The 17,142-nt window shown below is 64.1% G+C and carries 15 protein-coding genes and 1 pseudogene; 12 read left to right on the plus strand and 4 right to left on the minus strand.

The features are described from left to right. Positions 1-146 precede the first annotated feature (146 nt). From ACVMIH_RS27945 to styA, 3 genes are all read right to left on the minus strand, one after another. Complete coding sequence (locus ACVMIH_RS27945; RefSeq protein WP_456864160.1) at positions 147-308, minus strand: hypothetical protein; 162 nt, start codon at positions 306-308, stop codon at positions 147-149. A gap of 147 nt (positions 309-455) precedes the next feature. Beyond that, complete coding sequence (locus tag ACVMIH_RS27950; RefSeq protein ID WP_253638189.1) at positions 456-983, minus strand: flavin reductase family protein; 528 nt, start codon at positions 981-983, stop codon at positions 456-458. A 129-nt stretch (positions 984-1,112) separates the two neighbouring features. Then, positions 1,113-2,363, minus strand: coding sequence for a styrene monooxygenase subunit StyA (styA, locus tag ACVMIH_RS27955; protein ID WP_253638188.1), 1,251 nt, complete (start codon positions 2,361-2,363; stop codon positions 1,113-1,115). 93 nt (positions 2,364-2,456) lie between these two features. Here styA and ACVMIH_RS27960 point away from each other — a divergent pair, with 93 nt between their 5' ends. Next, positions 2,457-3,353 carry a LysR family transcriptional regulator gene (locus ACVMIH_RS27960; RefSeq protein WP_057020387.1) on the plus strand — a complete coding sequence of 299 codons (897 nt, stop codon included), beginning with the start codon at positions 2,457-2,459 and terminating at the stop codon, positions 3,351-3,353. A 255-nt stretch (positions 3,354-3,608) separates the two neighbouring features. Beyond that, positions 3,609-4,819 (plus strand): annotated as a pseudogene (locus tag ACVMIH_RS27965) (GNAT family N-acetyltransferase). A gap of 40 nt (positions 4,820-4,859) precedes the next feature. On the opposite strand, the gene ACVMIH_RS27970 reads toward ACVMIH_RS27965, so the two are convergent. After that, positions 4,860-6,125, minus strand: a complete 1,266-nt coding sequence (locus ACVMIH_RS27970; protein ID WP_057020388.1) for an MFS transporter — start codon at positions 6,123-6,125, stop codon at positions 4,860-4,862. Between the two features lie 452 nt (positions 6,126-6,577). Here ACVMIH_RS27970 and ACVMIH_RS27975 point away from each other — a divergent pair, with 452 nt between their 5' ends. From ACVMIH_RS27975 to ACVMIH_RS28020, 10 genes are all read left to right on the plus strand, one after another. Next, a complete protein-coding gene (locus ACVMIH_RS27975) occupies positions 6,578-9,361 on the plus strand; it encodes an autotransporter family protein (protein WP_456864162.1) in 2,784 nt (927 codons plus the stop codon). A gap of 237 nt (positions 9,362-9,598) precedes the next feature. Continuing rightward, entirely contained in the window at positions 9,599-10,213 is a 615-nt protein-coding gene (locus ACVMIH_RS27980) for a ribonuclease H-like domain-containing protein (RefSeq protein ID WP_057020390.1), read from the plus strand. A 154-nt stretch (positions 10,214-10,367) separates the two neighbouring features. Beyond that, positions 10,368-11,093, plus strand: coding sequence for an LPS export ABC transporter periplasmic protein LptC (gene lptC, locus ACVMIH_RS27985; RefSeq protein WP_057020391.1), 726 nt, complete (start codon positions 10,368-10,370; stop codon positions 11,091-11,093). After that, positions 11,090-11,821 carry an LptA/OstA family protein gene (locus ACVMIH_RS27990; RefSeq protein WP_057020392.1) on the plus strand — a complete coding sequence of 244 codons (732 nt, stop codon included), beginning with the start codon at positions 11,090-11,092 and terminating at the stop codon, positions 11,819-11,821. Before lptC ends, ACVMIH_RS27990 begins: the two co-directional genes overlap by 4 nt. 341 nt (positions 11,822-12,162) lie before the next feature. Then, entirely contained in the window at positions 12,163-13,143 is a 981-nt protein-coding gene (gene lptB, locus ACVMIH_RS27995; protein ID WP_028341724.1) for an LPS export ABC transporter ATP-binding protein, read from the plus strand. A gap of 205 nt (positions 13,144-13,348) precedes the next feature. Continuing rightward, positions 13,349-15,004, plus strand: coding sequence for an RNA polymerase factor sigma-54 (gene rpoN, locus ACVMIH_RS28000; protein WP_076833777.1), 1,656 nt, complete (start codon positions 13,349-13,351; stop codon positions 15,002-15,004). A gap of 185 nt (positions 15,005-15,189) precedes the next feature. Continuing rightward, positions 15,190-15,789, plus strand: a complete 600-nt coding sequence (hpf, locus tag ACVMIH_RS28005) for a ribosome hibernation-promoting factor, HPF/YfiA family (protein WP_057020393.1) — start codon at positions 15,190-15,192, stop codon at positions 15,787-15,789. 231 nt (positions 15,790-16,020) lie between these two features. Further along, positions 16,021-16,482, plus strand: coding sequence for a PTS IIA-like nitrogen regulatory protein PtsN (gene ptsN / locus ACVMIH_RS28010; RefSeq protein WP_016843543.1), 462 nt, complete (start codon positions 16,021-16,023; stop codon positions 16,480-16,482). A gap of 55 nt (positions 16,483-16,537) precedes the next feature. Then, a complete protein-coding gene (locus ACVMIH_RS28015; RefSeq protein WP_057020394.1) occupies positions 16,538-16,834 on the plus strand; it encodes a nucleotidyltransferase family protein in 297 nt (98 codons plus the stop codon). Then, positions 16,835-17,128, plus strand: a complete 294-nt coding sequence (locus ACVMIH_RS28020) for a HepT-like ribonuclease domain-containing protein (RefSeq protein ID WP_057020395.1) — start codon at positions 16,835-16,837, stop codon at positions 17,126-17,128. Positions 17,129-17,142: the final 14 nt, after the last annotated feature.

Genomic DNA, 17,142 nt, shown 5'->3' on the forward strand with positions numbered 1-17,142 from the left:
CTCAGTATCCGGGGGGTGGGTGCGGGCAAGCCGTCACCCAGCGAGGGTAGAGGCGAGACAGCGATTCTACCGTTGGCCCTCATTTCTCGTCGTTAGACGCGACGGACGTAATCTCGTTCGATCCAAATCGAGTACATGTAGCTGGACTAGTCGACCACCTCGCCGACTTCGAGTTCGACCAGTTCTCCCTTGAGATCGACGGTCGGAAAATGGCGGCCGAGACACCTCGTGAAGAATGTCCGCGTTCCCGTGTATTCCGGTAGCGCATCTGGAATCGCCACGACTTCGACTCTGTCCCCGATCTTCATTCCACCATCTCAGGACGGGCTTGACGAGCTTGGCAGGCATCCTGCTCAGCTGGCGCTTGCGATCGTTCCCCCGTGGCGCCACCGCTCCAGTGCGCCGCAAATTTCGGGTTCTCCAGGGGGCGTCGCGCGAAGGCTTCGCGGTTCGCCTTAGATCGCCCATCCGTCGGCGGGATAGGCGACTGCCTCCGCGGGCTCGATCGTCATGCCGAGCCCGTTGCAGAATCGGCTGGAATAGAAGGCGAGCGGGGAACCGTCTCGCTGCCGGCACCAGCGGACCTCGCCAATGAACAGCGTGTGGTCGGCGACGTCAATTGACCGGACCACGTCGCAAGCGAACTGGGCGATCGCTTGCGACAGGACGGGAAACTCTTCCCGGTTGACCAGCGATGGCGAGCTTTCGGCCTGCGGCCTGCCGGAGAAGTGCGCGCAGAGTGTGAGATCTTCCGCGTGAAGGACATTCACGGCGTAACGCTTCGAATCCATGATCGCCTGCCAGGTCCGCCCTCGCATCACCGAGACCAGCACGGTCGGCGGTTTGGTGGAGACGGTCGTGAAGCTGTTGGCCGTCATGCCGACCGGAGTGCCGTTGCGGTCGATGCTCGCCACGACTGTCACGCCTGTGGGGAATCGCGCAGCGGCCGCCCGGAAGCTCGCCGGATCGGGATGCGGGTTCATCGATCGCGCTCCATGGCGAAACGGCAAGAGGTCGCGCCTTTCGGCGTGTGGTTCGAGAGATGGTTTGTCGGCACGCAGTCGCGGCCTGGTGCAAGTGGACCGTACGGCCGGCTCGCGATCATTGTTGCGTCAGGCAGCGAGCGGCGCGCGCCTGTCGATCCAAGCGTGGATGCGCTTGTCGGTCGCGACACGATCCCACTGACGCTCCGGGTAGTTGAAATTATCGGTGAACTCGTCGCAGAGTTCTCGGTCCTGCGCCATGGTGAGGATCAGCCGACCCATCGCCTCGGACGGCGGCCGCAGCATCAGATTCGTCCAGCGCGCAGCCGCGAACACGCGATTTTCGCGGGCGCGATCCACCTCCTCAACGAAGCGTGCGTCGAAGGCCACCGTTTCCACGATCGCCTTGCCGAGTTCGAAGGCGGCGTAGGAGGCGATGTTGGCGCCTTGGCCCATCAGCGGGTCGACCACTGAATGTACGTCGCCCAGCGCGACGGCGAATTTCTCACCATCGAAGGCGACCGACGATTGCCGCACGGTCGGCACCACCGCGCCTTGCAGCAGGTCGAGCGGCTGGGCAAGCCCGAAGCGATGGGTGTCGATCCGGTTGTAGGTGTGTGGATGATGCTTTTCCAGCTTGTCGAGAATTGTCTGGCGGAAGGCTGCAGGGTCCGCGTCGTAGCTCAGCGAGACCAGATCGGCCATGTCGCCGCCGGGAATGTTCTCCATCAGGAGCGCCGTCTTCATGCCGCTGAATGACAGCGTCGGAATGACGATCATCTCGCCATGTCTGGGCGACACCGAGAGCGTGACACCGCGCGGGTCGTCACCGTCCGGGCTGCCGTGATCGACGCCGTCATAGAGGCCCACGCAGAGCAGGCGCTGTGGCTGGCTGTAGGGGGACAACTCCGGCCGATGGGCGAACATTCGCCCGAGCGCACCTTTGCCGGTCGACACGACGAGAAGGTCAAAGCGTGAAACCAGAGCCGGGATGTCGTCGTCCTGGATGCTGGCATATTCGATGCTGCCGCCGCGATGCTCGAAATCCCTCATCAGCGCGGGCAGGTACATGCGGTAATCCACTGCCCGGCTCGGCTTCTTGAACGCGCCGCGAAACAGCAGCCCGTTGCCTGGGAAATTAAAGAAATGGTCGTGGTGGTGGTAGATCGTGGCGGCGTCATCCCAATGGTTCACGCCTAGTTCGTTCTCACGCGCGATGGTGACGCTGTGATGGGCGACCGTGTTCATCAGCCGCGCCGAGGCGTACTGCTCCGGAGTGCGGTCGGTCAGCACCGTCGCCTGGATCCCATGCTGTTGGAGATAAAGAGCCAGATGCAGGCCCCCGATTCCGGCGCCGACGATCCCGATCGATTTGTTCATTGTTGATCCTCCCTGGTTACCGAGAGGCTAGACCGGATCGACTGTGTCCATGTAGGGAATGATAAGAATATTACAAATTCCTGGGAGGAATGCATGGATCGAATCGATGCGCTGCAAACCTTCATTCGCGTGATGGAGGCCGGCAGCTTCAGCCAGGCCGCGAGCGATCTGGGCCTCGGACAGCCGGCCATCAGCAAGCGCGTGGCGTTGTTGGAGGCGGAGTTCGGCTGCCGGCTGTTCGTCCGCACTACGCGCAAGGTTCGTCCGACGCCGGAGGCCGATCGCGTGCTCAAGCTCGCCAAGGATATCGTCGCGCTGTTGGAAAGTGCCAGCACGCCGGCGCAGAGCCGGGTTCGCAGTCCGTCGGGGACCTTGCGAATCACTGTGCCGACCTCGTTCGGTCGCTACTTTTTCCGCGGCATTTTCGCAGAGTATCTTCGCCGCTATCCCGACGTGCGGCTCGATGCGAGCTTCACCGAGCAGTTCGTAGACCTGGTGGAGACCGGGACGGAGCTGGCAATTCGGATCGGAATGCTGAACTCCAGCTCGCTGGTGGCGCGGCGCGTCGGCACCATCAAGCGCCTCCTGGTGGCGGCCCCTTCACTGCTCGCACGGCATCAAGCCCCGCTCCTCCCCGACCATCTGCGCCGCATGCCGAGCGTAACGTATTCACGCTTGTCGCCGCGGAATCAGTGGACGTTCGAAGCCGAGACCGGCCGCCATGTGGTCGAGATCGCGCCGTCCATGACCTGCGACGACGCCGACGTGATGACGCTCGCGACGGTTGAGGGGCTCGGCGTCGCGGTGCTACCAAGCTGGTGCGCCGTCGAACACATCGCCGCAGGCCGGCTTGTTCATCTGCTGCCGGATTATGCGGTACCATCGCTACCGATGCATCTCGTCTATCCTGACCCGCATTGGATGTCGCGCCGCGCAAGACTATTCCGCGATCTGATCATTGAGCGTGCCGACATGTTTGCGATTGGCTGAACACGTCGGCCGATGCTGGGAATTTGAGAACGCCGGCGATCGCCGCCGCAGCCCCTGCCGTCACACGATCCGTCGGCCCGCGCGTCGCGCGAAGCGACAGCTTCATGACCAACGAATAAACGATGGAGGTAATCCCAGTTCTCTCGTCCTGCGGCATTTTGCCAATTTTGTCCCGGCATCGAATTACGCTCAGATCGGGCGCCGACTGGACGGCCCCAGCCGCGCTCCGACTATGCACCACGACAGAGCTTGGCGATGATCGCGATCGAAAGCCGGACGGCGCGAGCTCAATCAGCGCGCATCGCCGCCGTCGACGTCGTCCATGATCTCGACGCCGCCGAGATGATCTGGCGGAGTCTTGAGAACTCGAGTCATTCCATCACGCCCTTTCAGCGGTTCGACTTCCTCGCCCCCTGGCAGCGTGAGGTCGGTGAGCGCGCGGGACTGTCGCCTTTCATCGTCATCGCGCGTGACGGCGATGGCCAACCACGGGGCTTGCTCCCGCTTGCTCTGCAAACGGTTCTCGGCGTCCGCCGCGCGAGCTTCATGGGCGGCGAGCACGCAACCTTCAATATGGGCCTGTGGGAGCGTGGGTTCGCCTTGGGTGCCACGAAGGCCGATCTCCACGCATTCATGGCGATGCTCGCCAAGCGTGACAAAGTCGACGTGCTGGCGTTGCGCCAGCAGCCGGCGCAGTGGCGCGGCGTGCAAAACCCGCTGGCGCTGCTGCCTCATGAGCCCCTGGTCTTGAACTGCCCGATGCGCACAATCGAGCCGGGCGCAACGGCCGCGAACCTGATCGGCAATGCCTCCCGCCGCATGAAGCTCAAGCAGCGCAAACTGCTGGAGCTGACCGGCTACCGCTATCACGTTGCCTCCACTGATGCCGACATTGCCCGTCTGCTCGACTGGTTTTTCCGCGTGAAGTCGGAGCGGTTGGCCGAGCGGAAGGTGTCCAATGTGTTCGCCGAAGGCGCGGTGGAGAACTTCATCCGCGCCGCCTGCACGACAAGGCTGTCCCACGGCGGCCGTGTCATCGAAATCCATGCGCTCGAATGCGACGAGGAAGTGATCGCGATCTTCGCCTTGGCTGCCGATGGCCACCGCTTCTCGACGATGTTCAACACCTATACTTTGTCAGACAACGCGAAATCAGTCCCGGCCTGCTCCTGATGCAGGAAATCATCCGTCATTTTGCCGGCCGGCACTATCGCGCCTTCGACTTCGGCCTCGGCTCGCATGAGTACAAGCGGCTGTTCTGCAAGGACGACGAGCCATTGTTCGACAGTTTCATTCCGCTCACCAGGCTCGGCCGACAGGCCGCCGGAGTGATGTCCGCGGTGGACCGCACCAAGCGGCTGGTGGAACACCACCCGAAGCTCCGCGGTGTTGCGCAGCGCCTTCGCAAGGCCTTGCTTGACAAAGCATTCTGCGCAATTCCTCTCGTTTCCTTGCTTCAAATGTAGCTGCCGAAGCCCGCGTAGCCGGAACGAGCGGCCCCTGCCGTCACACGATCCGCCGGCCCGCGCGTCGCGCGATCGGCCGCTGCACGAAATACATCGCGATCATCGAAATGATGGTCGTTGCGACGACGATGTAGCCTAGCCGGTCGAAATGCAGCAGCGAACCGTCGGGATTTTCCGCGATGATTGCCGCCGCAAAGACCGAGCCCAGCCCGCCCGACAGCTGCTGCACCGAGGCCGAGATCGCGCTGAACGATCCGCGCTGGCTGGCGTCGGGAATCGCCGACATCAGCGCCTGGGACGGGATCATGCGCGAGAAGATGCCGATGAACATCAGCACATTGACCAGGATCGCGGTCAGCAGCGAGACGTGGCCGAGGTTGGTGTAGATCAGCACCATGATGACGGACACCACGCAGCCGAACACGAAGGTCGGATATTTGCCGAACGCATCGCTGGCGCGGCCGACCAGCGGCCCGATGATGATGCTGAACAGGCCCGAGACGAGATAGATCGTCGGCAGGTGGACGATGTCGATGCCGAGATTGTGCACGGTGAAGGCGCTGCCGAACGGCATCAGCATGAAGCCGCCGGTCGCGAGCAGCGTGGTCACCAGGAAAGCCAGCGTGTAGCGCGGCTGGCCCACGGTCGCGATCAGATGGCGGAACGGATTGCTGTCGTGCTGCAATTTGAGATGGGCATCGACCGGCTGCATCGCGATCGCAATCGCCGCGATCGCCGCAATCGACAGGCCGACAATGGCCACGAAGCAGATGTGCCAGTTAAAGTGATTGGCCAGGAACAGGCCGGCCGGGACGCCGAGCACCTGGCTCGCGGCGAACGCCGTCTGCAGGATGCCCATGGCGCGGCCGCGCTGTTGCAGCGGGAACAGGTCGGTGACGATGGCAAGCACGACGGAGCCGATCACCCCGCCGAACACGCCGGTGACGATGCGGCCGAGCAGCAGCACGTGAAAATTCTGCGCCAGCGCGCAGAGCACGGTGCCGAGCATGAAGCCGACATAGAAGAACAGCAGCAGCCGCTTGCGGTCGAAGCGATCGGCAAAGCCGGCGGCGAGGACGCCGGAAATCCCGGCCGCGAACGCGTAGGCCGAGACCGCGACGCCGAATTGCCCGGCCGTGATGTTCAGCGACGGCATCAGAATGGCGCCGAGGGGCGACATGATGATGAAGTCGAGGATCAGCGTGAATTGCGTGAAGGCAAGCAGCGCGATCAGGAACGATTGGTACCGCGAGAAGCCGCGCTCCTGCTGGTCGTCGATCGGCGCGGCGATGGTCTGGTCGGACATAAGGCTCATTTCATTGGGAAGGCGGGTTCGGGCTGGCAACAGATAGGGTCGGCGCGGCCCGATTTCATGGGGCGCGCGGGCAACAGTTCCCTCGAAATTGAACGCGTCACGGCAATGACTTGGCCCCCGACTTGGCTGCGTGCCCACGTCGAACTTGGCGAGAAAATGGGACAGCGGCGCAACCGAGACGCCATGGCGATTTTGTTTCCGGTTGTATCGGTCGATAACCGCAACGGGTGAATGCTGTACTTCACAACCTTGAAAGCGTACGCACGTCAAGGATGTGAATCATGCGGATGCATCTCATGGTTCCGTCTGTGGCGACCGCGCAACAGGTCGCTGCAAATCGTTTCAAGTTTGAATGGAGCGATCGGATGAGCTGAGAGCGGGGCGGGGGTAGCAGATGGCGCGAGGCCGGGGGCTCGGTTTCGCGCCGACGTTGGAGTAAGGGCATGGTTTCCTCGCGGCTCGCGGCGATCCTGTCGTGCACGGCTCTAAGTGGCGGTTGCCTGTTGTCCACATCGCCGGCGTTTGCCGCCTGCGACAGTCTCGCGCCGGCGAGCGGGCAGACGGTAACCTGCTTGACCGCAGCGCCGAATCCCTCGCCGGCCGGCGTGCAGGCCGCTGCCGGCAGCTCGAACGTCACCGTGAACGTGCTGCAGGGCGCCGGCATCACGCCCGGCGCCGGAGCGACCGCGATCGGGCTTGTCTCCGGCAGCGCCGCCACCAATAACGGCACGCTGACCATCAGCGGCGGTGGCACCGGCATCTTCGGCAGCGGCGACGGCAACGTCTTCACCAACGGCGCGTCGGGCGTGATCACGACCTCGGGCGCCGGCAGCAATGCGATCGCCGCCAGCAGCAACGGCAACACGCTGATCAATAACGGTGCGATCACGACGCAGAACGGCACCTCGCGCGGCCTTGCCATCACCGGTCTCACGCAGCACAACAACAACACGCTGATCAATACCGGGACGATCACCACCCAGGGCCCGCAATCGCACGGCCTTTATGTGCAGACCGGCGACAGCAACACCTTCACCAATAGCGGCACCATCACCACGGCCGGCGCAGGCGCCCGTGCGATCTTCTCCGCCGGCCAGTTTGCGACCATCACCAATACCGGCACGCTGCTCACGACCGGTGGGGACGCGGGCGGCACCGCCAACAACACCGTGTTCATGCAGGGCAATGCGGGCGTGTTGCGCAACAGCGGCACGATCGAGGCGCGCGGCGTCAATGCCGACGGCGTGTTCTCCAACACCGCCGGATCGTCGTTCACCGCCCGCATCGAGAACCTCGCCGGCGGCAAGATCATCAGCCAGGGGGGACCCGCGATCCGCACGCTCAACGGCGCCACCACCATCGTCAATGCCGGCCTGATCGCCGGCAACAGCGGTACGGCGCTCGCGGGCGGCGGCGGTGCGGTGACGATGATCCTGCAAACCGGCTCGCAGATCGTCGGGCTTGCCGATGGCGGCGGCGGCGGCAACCAGGTGCGGCTGCAAGGCAGCGGCGCGGCCAACAATGCGTTCGCGCGATTCCAGACGTTGACGATGGAGGGCAATGACTGGACCTGGGCCGGCACCGGCACCTTCGCCAACACCTTCGTCAACAGCGGCTCGCTGACGCTGCAGACGTCGCTGACCGGCAATGTGTCGATTGCGGCCGGCACCAGCCTGCTGGCGGGCAACGGCGCCAATCCGTCGATCACGCCGTTTCCGGGCGGCCCGCAGATCACCGTCACCAATGCCGGCGTCATCAACCTGACCAATGGCGGCGCCACCGCGGCGAACAGCCTGACCATTGCCGGCAACTATGTCGGCAATGGCGGCGGGCTTTATCTGCGCACCGTGCTCGGCGGCGATGGGTCGCCGTCGGATCGGCTCGTCATCTCCGGCGGCAATGCGTCGGGCTCGACCGCGGTGACCGTGACCAATGCCGGCGGCACGGGCGCATTGACCACCGCCGACGGCATCATGGTGGTGCAGGCCGTCAACGGCGGCACCACGGCTGCGGGCGCATTCGGTCTCTCCAACGCCGTGGTGGCGGGCGCGCACGAATATCTCTTGTTCCGCGGCGGCGTCTCCGCCGGCAGCGCCAACAACTGGTATCTGCGCTCGACATTGTTGCCCGGCACGGCCTCGCCTGCGCCGCCGGCTGCGCCCGCGCCGGCGCCGCCTTTATCGCCCAACGTGGTACCGCCGCCTCCGGGGCTGCCTGCGGAGGATCTGTCGTCGCTGACGCCGCCGCCGGCGGGCGCCGCACCGGTCCAGCTCTACCGGGAGGAGGTGTCGGTCTATTCGGCGCTGCCGCAGGTGGCTCAAAAGCTCGGGCTGGCGACGCTCGGCACCTTCCATCAGCGCCAGGGCGATCAGGCCTTGCTGACCAGCGGCGGCGAACAGCCGGCGGCGTGGGCGCGTGCCTATGGCTCGCACAGCTCGCAGAGCTGGGCCGGCACGGTCAGCCCCGCCTTCGACGGCACCATGGCCGGCGTGCAGGTCGGCGTCGACATCCTGCGCTTCCAGTCCGCGCCCGAGCATCATGATCGCGCCGGCTTCTTCTATGCGTATGGCTGGGCCAACGGCAACATCAGCGGCTTCGCGCTCGGCCTGAACGACGTCCGCACCGGCACGCTCTCGATCGACAGCCAGAATATCGGCGGCTACTGGACCCATGTCGGCCCGTCGGGCTGGTATGTCGACGCCGTGCTGATGGGCAGTTTCTACGGCGCAAGCCCGCAGTCGGATCGTCAGGTCGGCGCACGGGTGTCGGGCACCGGCGTCGCTGCATCGCTGGAAGCCGGCGCGCCGATCCCGCTGAACAGTTTTCTCGCGATCGAGCCGCAGGTGCAGCTGATCTGGCAACGGCAGTCGTTCGACAGCTTCAACGACATGTTTTCGAGCGTCGCGCTCGGCAGTGCCGATACGCTGACCGGGCGGCTCGGCGTGCGCATTCCCTCAACCTTCGTCGTCGGCACGGCCGAACTGCGTCCGTATCTCGAGGCCAATCTCTGGCACACGGCCGCGAATGACCGCAGCATCGCGTTCGCGACGACGGACCTGATCGGCGTGCAAAGCCGCGGCACCGCCGTCGAGATCGGTGCCGGCATCTCCGCGCAGCTCAATCGCACGATCAGCGCCTATGCGAGCGCCGGCTACACGACCTCGGTGGACAGCCTCCATCGCGAGGACATCACTGGCCGCTTCGGCCTCCGCGTCAGCTGGCAATGATGGCGCGCCCTCGTGGGGGGGGGGCGCGCGGCGGGGACAGCAACCCATTGTCTCCGCTGCACAATGGCGGTACACCCTGAACTATCTGTGCCGGAACAATTAAGGATTCCCGCTGCTCGTGTCCGGCCCTGACGGGCCCCGATACCAATGCGCGATCCGAAGACTGCCGCATGCTCGCCTGTCGGCGGATTGGACGGTAGTTTATTCCGACAGCGATTCGACGAGGTTTTTGACAGCATGACCATCCGCCTGCATCGCGGCGACCTGCCCGATCTGTCCCGCTACACCGACTCGGTGGCGATCGACACCGAGACCATGGGGCTGCATCCGCACCGTGACCGGCTCTGCGTGGTGCAGATGTCGAGCGGCGACGGCACCGCCGACGTGATCCAGATTCCGAAGGGCCACACCGATTCGCCGAACCTGAAGGCGCTGCTCGCCAATCCCAAGATCACCAAGATCTTCCATTTCGCACGGTTCGACGTCGCGGTGCTCTACAACACGTTCGGCGTGATGCCGACGCCGGTCTATTGCACCAAGATCGCCTCGCGGCTGTCGCGCACCTACACCGATCGCCACGGCCTGAAGGATCTGGTGCGCGAGGTGCTGAACGTCGAATTGTCGAAGCAGCAGCAGTCGAGCGACTGGGGCGCGCAAAGCCTCAGCGAGGCCCAGCTCGCCTACGCGGCCTCCGACGTGCTGCACCTGCATGCGCTGCGCGACAAGTTGAATGTCATGCTCGCGCGCGAGGGACGGACCGATCTCGCCCAGGCCTGCTTCGATTTCCTTCCCGCCCGTGCCAGGCTCGATCTCGACGGCTGGGAGGCCGAGGACATTTTCGCCCATTCATGATGAGCGCCGAATTCGTCTCGGCCGGGGCAGTTCCGCCCCGTTTCGGCCAAACTGTTCACGCGTGGTCCGCTGCGGGGGCGCGAGGTGAGGTCCGGGCTGCATATTTGGGCGGCTCCGGCTAGAATAGGGGCAGTTTCGCGCCTCTGGAGCTCAGGTGAATTCGGTTCAGAATCCAGCCTATGTCACGGGCCTCGAGGCGCGCTTTGCCGCCGCCGCGCGGCACAGTCGCATGGTGCGGATTCTGCGCGTCGCGGTTCCCGCGATGGTCGGGCTGGCGATGGCCGTGATCATCTACATCGCACTCTTCAATCCGTTCCACGACCTGATCCCCAAGCTGCCGCTCGAGATGGATAACCTCGTCGTGTCCGGCACCAAGATCACGATGGAAGCGCCGCATATCGCCGGCTTCTCCAACGACGGACGGCCCTACGAAATGTGGGCCAAGGCGGCGATCCAGGATGTCACCGATCCCGACCATGTCGAGCTGAAGACGATCCGCGCCAAGGTGGCGCAGCAGGATCGGTCGACGGTGACGATGGATGCGCGCACCGGCTTCTTCGACAACAAGAAGCAGCTGCTCGACTTGCGCCAGGACATCTTCCTGCAGTCGTCCACCGGCTATGAGGCGAGGCTGACGCAGGCCTTCGTCGACATCAACAAGGGCAACGTGTCGTCGGACGAGCATGTCGACGTCAAGCTGCTCGACGGCACGCTGACCGCCGACAGGCTCCGGATCTACAACAGCGGCGAGCTGGTGCGGTTCGAAGGCAATGTCGTGATGAATCTCGACAAGCTTGGTGACAACAATGCTGCCCCGCCTGCCGAGCCCGCTCCACCGCCGCCGCCGCCGAAGCCGCGCAAATCCGCCAACACGAAATGATTTTGATGATGAGACGTTTTCCGCACGGCATGGCAATTGCGGCGTTCCTGCTCGCGCTTTTCTCCGCGAGTGCCGCGTTCGCGCAGGGCTCGATGAGCGGCGTGCCCAACGCTATGCAGGGCTTCTCGCAGAACCGCGACCAGCCGATCCAGATCGAGGCTGCTTCGCTCGAAATGCGCGACAAGAAAAAGGAGGCGACCTTCGCCGGCAATGTGAAGGTCGTGCAGGGCGACACCACCATGACGTCGAAGACGCTGGTCGTGTTCTACGAGGATAAATCGACCCAGGCGCCGGCGCCCGCCCCGGCCGGCACCAAGGGGGCAAACGCCAAGGGCGCCGCGCCGATGCAGACGGCAACCCCGGGCCCCGGCGGCGCCTCCTCGATCAAGCGGCTGGAGGCGAAGGGCAATGTCGTCGTGACCCAGAAGGATCAGGTCGTCACCGGCGAGACCGCGATCTTCGACACCAAGACCAATCTGATCACGATGCTTGGCGGCGGCGGCAGCCAGGTGGTGCTGACCCAGTGCCAGAATGTGCTGCGCGGCGACCGCCTTTTGGTCGACATGACCACCGGCGTCTCGCGCGTCGAAGCCGACAATGGCAAGGTGCAGGGCCTGTTCATCCAGTCGCCGGGCGGACAGAGCGGCAAGTGCGGCACGCCGGCCGCCCCCGGCTCAGCCCCGGCCCCGTCGCCGATGCAGCTGCTTCCGGGCGGCAAGTCCAAGTAAGCTTCACGTAAGGTCAAGCAGAATCAATCAGTTAGATAATATTCTGCGGCCGCGTGGTTGAAGCCGGCGGGGCGAGACTGTATCTACTGCAGCGGCCCGGCCGAACAATGCGCCTCGAGGGGAATATGTCGGCCGGGACAGGGGCATCCATTCATTCAAGGCGCGGGTGATCGCGCTTTGCCGTGTTGTTCGAGCATGATCTCCGCGCAAACGCGTCCGCTTTTGTCGCGCGGGAAGGCCGGTATTCAGATTTCCGGCTCATGCTTGCGGCTTCGCACGCGAATCGATCGATGCGCAGGCGAGGTCGCGGGATCACCGTGAAAGGCTGAAGCGAAGCGGGGATGGTGGATTTTCTCGGCATGTTCCGGCGGCGCTCTGCGAAACGCAGTACCGGATTTGCGCGCTCGCATGACGACATCACGGCGCTCGATGACCAGTTCGGCGAGATGCTGACGTCTCCAGTGCGTGACGCGCCGCCGATGGCGCGCGCCGCGTCGGCTCCCGGCGTCGAGCTGCCGCGATCCCAACCGGCAGCAGCGCCGGCGCGTGCGAGGCCGGCCAGGAACAGCGCTCCCGCCGCGCCGCAGCTGATCAAGCGGCCGGGTTATCTGGCTGTGCATAGCGTGGAAAAGAGCTTCGGCAGCCGCCAGGTCGTGCGCGGCGTCAGCATCTATGTGCGCCGTGGCGAGGCGGTCGGCCTGCTCGGGCCCAACGGCGCCGGCAAGACCACCGTGTTCTACATGATCACCGGGCTGATCAAGGCCGATCGCGGCGCGATCGAGCTCGATGGCCACGACGTCACCAAGCTGCCGATGTATCAGCGCGCGCGCCTTGGCATCGGCTATCTGCCGCAGGAAGCCTCGATCTTCCGCGGCCTGTCGGTCGAGCAGAACATCCGCGCGGTGCTCGAGGTCGTCGAGCCCTCGAAGAAGAAGCGCGAGCACGAGCTGGATTCGCTGCTCGACGAGTTCAACATCACGCGGCTGCGCAAGAGCCCGTCGATCGCGTTGTCCGGCGGCGAGCGCCGCCGCGTCGAGATTGCGCGCGCGCTGGCGACGCGCCCCAATTACATGCTGCTCGACGAGCCGTTCGCCGGCATCGACCCGATCGCGGTCGGCGACATCCAGGACCTCGTCCGCCATCTCACCAACCGCGGCATCGGCGTGCTCATCACCGACCACAATGTCCGCGAGACGCTCGGCCTGACCGACCGCGCCTATATCGTCTATGCCGGTGAAATCTTGACTGAGGGAAGCCCGGAGGAGATCGTTAATGATCCCGATGTACGTCGGCTTTACCTTGGCGAGGAATTCCGCCTGTAGCGCATGATCCGCCAAAGTGTGAAGCGGTTTGGCGATAAGATCATGCGCTAATTAAAGAATTTGACGCGCGATCGGACGCAAAACAGGGGCGTCCACTTTTGCTGATCGCGGTTATCGCTATTTTCCAATCCGTCAAGCCGTGTACAAGGGCTTCGGACTAATATAAGCAAGAATCGAGCCAACTTTTAGGATCGTTCTTGCCTCCATGGCGCTGACCCAAAGACTAGAGTTCCGCCAGTCGCAGTCGCTGGTGATGACGCCGCAGCTGATGCAGGCGATCAAGCTGCTGCAACTGTCGAACCTTGATCTGTCGGCCTTTGTCGAGGAAGAGCTGGAGCGCAATCCGCTGCTGGAGCGGGCGGCCGACGGACCGGAGCCGCCGGTGGCGGGCGAGCCCGCCATGGAGCGGCCGGACTACGGCGATTCCGACGGTTCCAGCAGCTATGGGGACGATGGCGACGCCTCCGACATGGCCGCAGGCCCAGGCGGCGAGGCCGGATTCGATCCCGGCCAGGAGGAATGGCTGAACCGCGACCTCGGCAGCCGCGCCGAAATCGAGCAGACGCTCGATACCCGCCTCGACAACGTGTTTTCCGAGGAGCCGGCGGAGGCGGCGGCGCGCGCCGCGCAGGATGCACCGCCATCGGTCTACACCGAATGGGGCGGCGGCGCCTCCAGCGACGACGAATACAATCTCGAAGCTTTCGTGGCCGCCGAGCTGACGCTTGCCGACCACCTCGCCGAACAACTCGCGGTCGCGTTCTCGGCGCCGGCGCAGCGCATGATCGGGCAGTATCTGATCGACCTGGTCGACGACGCCGGCTACCTGCCGGCCGATCTCGGCCAGGCCGCCGAGCGGCTCGGTGCGTCGCAGCAAGCGGTCGACGAGGTCGTCGCCGTGCTGCAGAAGTTCGATCCGCCCGGCGTATGCGCGCGAAACCTGAGCGAATGCCTCGCGATCCAGCTGCGCGAGCTCGATCGCTACGATCCGGCGATGCAGGCGCTGGTCGAGCATCTCGACCTGCTCGCCAAGCGCGACATCGCGGCCTTGCGAAAGCTCTGCGGCGTCGACGACGAAGACATCACCGACATGATCGCCGAGATCCGCCGGCTCGACCCGAAGCCCGGACTGAAGTTCGGCACCGCGCGAACGCAAACCATGGTGCCCGACGTCTATGTGCGTCCGGGTCCCGACGGCGGCTGGCATGTCGAGCTCAACAGCGACACTCTGCCGCGCGTGCTGGTCAACCAGACCTATTACGCTGAACTGTCGAAGACGATCCGCAAGGACGGTGACAAGTCGTATTTCACCGATTGCTTGCAGAACGCGACCTGGCTGGTCCGCGCGCTCGATCAGCGCGCCCGCACCATCCTGAAGGTCGCGACCGAAATCGTCCGCCAGCAGGATGGTTTCTTCACTTATGGCGTCGCGCATTTGCGGCCGCTCAATCTGAAGGCGGTCGCGGACGCGATCCAGATGCATGAATCGACGGTGTCGCGCGTCACCGCCAACAAATACATGGCGACCAATCGCGGCAGTTTTGAATTGAAGTATTTTTTCACCGCCTCGATCGCGTCGGCCGACGGCGGCGAGGCGCATTCGGCCGAAGCGGTGCGTCATCACATCAAGCAATTGATCGACGGCGAGGCCCCGTCGGCGATCCTGTCCGACGACACGATCGTGGAACGTTTGCGCGCCTCGGGCATTGATATCGCCCGCCGTACCGTCGCGAAGTATCGCGAGGCGATGCGGATACCATCCTCGGTGCAGCGCCGCCGTGACAAACAGAGCATGCTCGGTAATGCCCTTTCGGCTCCTGCCTCCTCGTCCGACCGGTCGCGCGATACAGCCTCCGTTTAGGTTACTTCTTGAGCGTGACCCCGTTCGGGTACGGACCGGGCCATGCGCTCGTTGCGTTCGCGCCAAATCGGGATAGTCTCAATCTTTCCAGGTCGAGCGTCGTCCAGAAGGGGAGGTAACCGGAAGCCCAGCAAGCATCATGCTCCTGCAAGAGTGATCGAGGCATCCAGCAATTGAGGCATCAAATGACCCTTCGAATCTCGGGAAAGAGCATCAGCATCGGCGAGGCGCTTCGCGCGCGCGTCAACGAGCGCACCGACGAGGTCCTGCGAAAGTATTTTGATGGCAACTATTCGGGTCACATCACGCTGAGCAAGGATGGCTTCGGCTTCCGAACCGATTGCGCGCTGCATCTGGATTCCGGCATCACGCTGGAAGCCGAATCCAACGCCACCGACGCCTATGCCAGCGCGGACGCCGCGCTCTTGATGATCGAGAAGCGCCTGCGCCGCTACAAGAGCCGGCTCAAGGATCGCTCCGCCCGCAAGACCTATGCCGCGACGGCCGCGCTCGCCGAATTGAACGGCGTCGGGCTCGACGCGCCGAGCTACGTCATCGAGGCGCCCGAGAACGAGGACGAGGTCACCGAATACAGCCCGGTGATCATTGCCGAGGCAACCACCGCGCTGAAGCGGCTGTCGGTCAGCGAAGCCGTGATGGAGCTCGATCTGACCGGCGCCTCCTGCCTGGTGTTCCAGCATGGCGGCAGCGGCCGGTTGAACATCATTTACCGCCGTACGGACGGTAATGTCGGCTGGGTCGATCCGCCGGCGGTGAGCCCTTGAGGATAGTTGGCAGATGGCATTGACGTCCGAAGCCGGCCCTGCTTATGGTCCGCCGCCTCCAGGAACAAGGGGGGCGGAACAGGGTTCGCAGGTGTTGGCACCGCCGATACGTTGGAGTAGAAGCCCTGCCAACCGGACCCGGGCTAAGCCCGCATCCCACCTCATCTTCTTGACGCCGCCGCTGTAAAGCCTATTTCGCAACCTGACGGTCATTCACCTCGGAACGTCCCAATGCCGATTACCGATTTGGTCGCACCCGAGGCGATTCTCCCGGCTTTGAAAGTCATCAGCAAGAAGCAGGCGCTGCAGGAACTCGCCGCGCGTGCCTCCGCTCTGACCGGGCAGAATGAGCGCGCCATCTTCGAGGTGCTGCTGCAGCGCGAGAAGCTCGGCACCACGGCGGTCGGCTATGGCGTCGCCATTCCGCACGGCAAGCTGCCCAAGCTGGAGAAGCTGTTCGGCTTCTTCGCCCGCCTCGAGCGCCCGATCGATTTCGAGGCGATGGACGGCCAGCCGGTCGACCTGATCTTCCTGCTGCTCGCACCGGAAGGCGCCGGCGCCGACCATCTCAAGGCGCTGGCGCGGATCGCCCGCCTGCTGCGCGACCAGGACGTCGCCAAGAAGCTGCGCGCCTCACGCGACGCCCAGGCGATCTACTCGGTGCTCGCACTGCCGCCGGCGAGCGCGGCGTAAGGCCGCCTGCCGTACGATTTTGCGGGCGCTTGGCGGCCCGTGGTATAGTTCGTTCATGACGCGAACCGAAGCCCTCAGGAAGCTCCGTGACCAGGCCGATGCCATCAAGGCACTCGGGGCGACTTCGCTGTATCTATTTGGTTCGACTGCGCGCGACGAGGCTCGTGCAGGGAGTGATATTGATCTTTTCGTGGACTACGATCCTCGCAGCCGGTTCAATGCTCTCGACCTGGTCGCGACCAAGCGACTGCTCGAAGAGAGTCTCGGCGTCGAAGTCGATCTCACCACACGCAAAGGACTTCATCCACTGATTCGAGAGCGGATCGAGGCGGAGGCAACGCGGGTTTTCTGAATGATCGTGCGCTCCCCCTTGCTTCGTATCCACGACATGCTCGAAAGCATCCGTGGCATCGAAAAGGCGTTGGCAGGAAAATCCATCCGCGACTACGAGCGCTCGTGGCTGCTGCGCTCCGCAATTGAACGCGGAATCGAAGTCATTTCGGAAGCGAGCCGCCACCTCGGCAGCGAGTTAAAGGCTCAGCACGAGAATGTCCGCTGGAAAGACATCGCAGGCATAGGCAACATCTTGCGGCATGATTACCAGCGCGTTGACGCCACGAGGTCAAGGATGATCTACCACCGCTGAAGGCCGCGCTGTTG

This window comes from Bradyrhizobium sp. USDA 4503 (assembly GCF_054055815.1).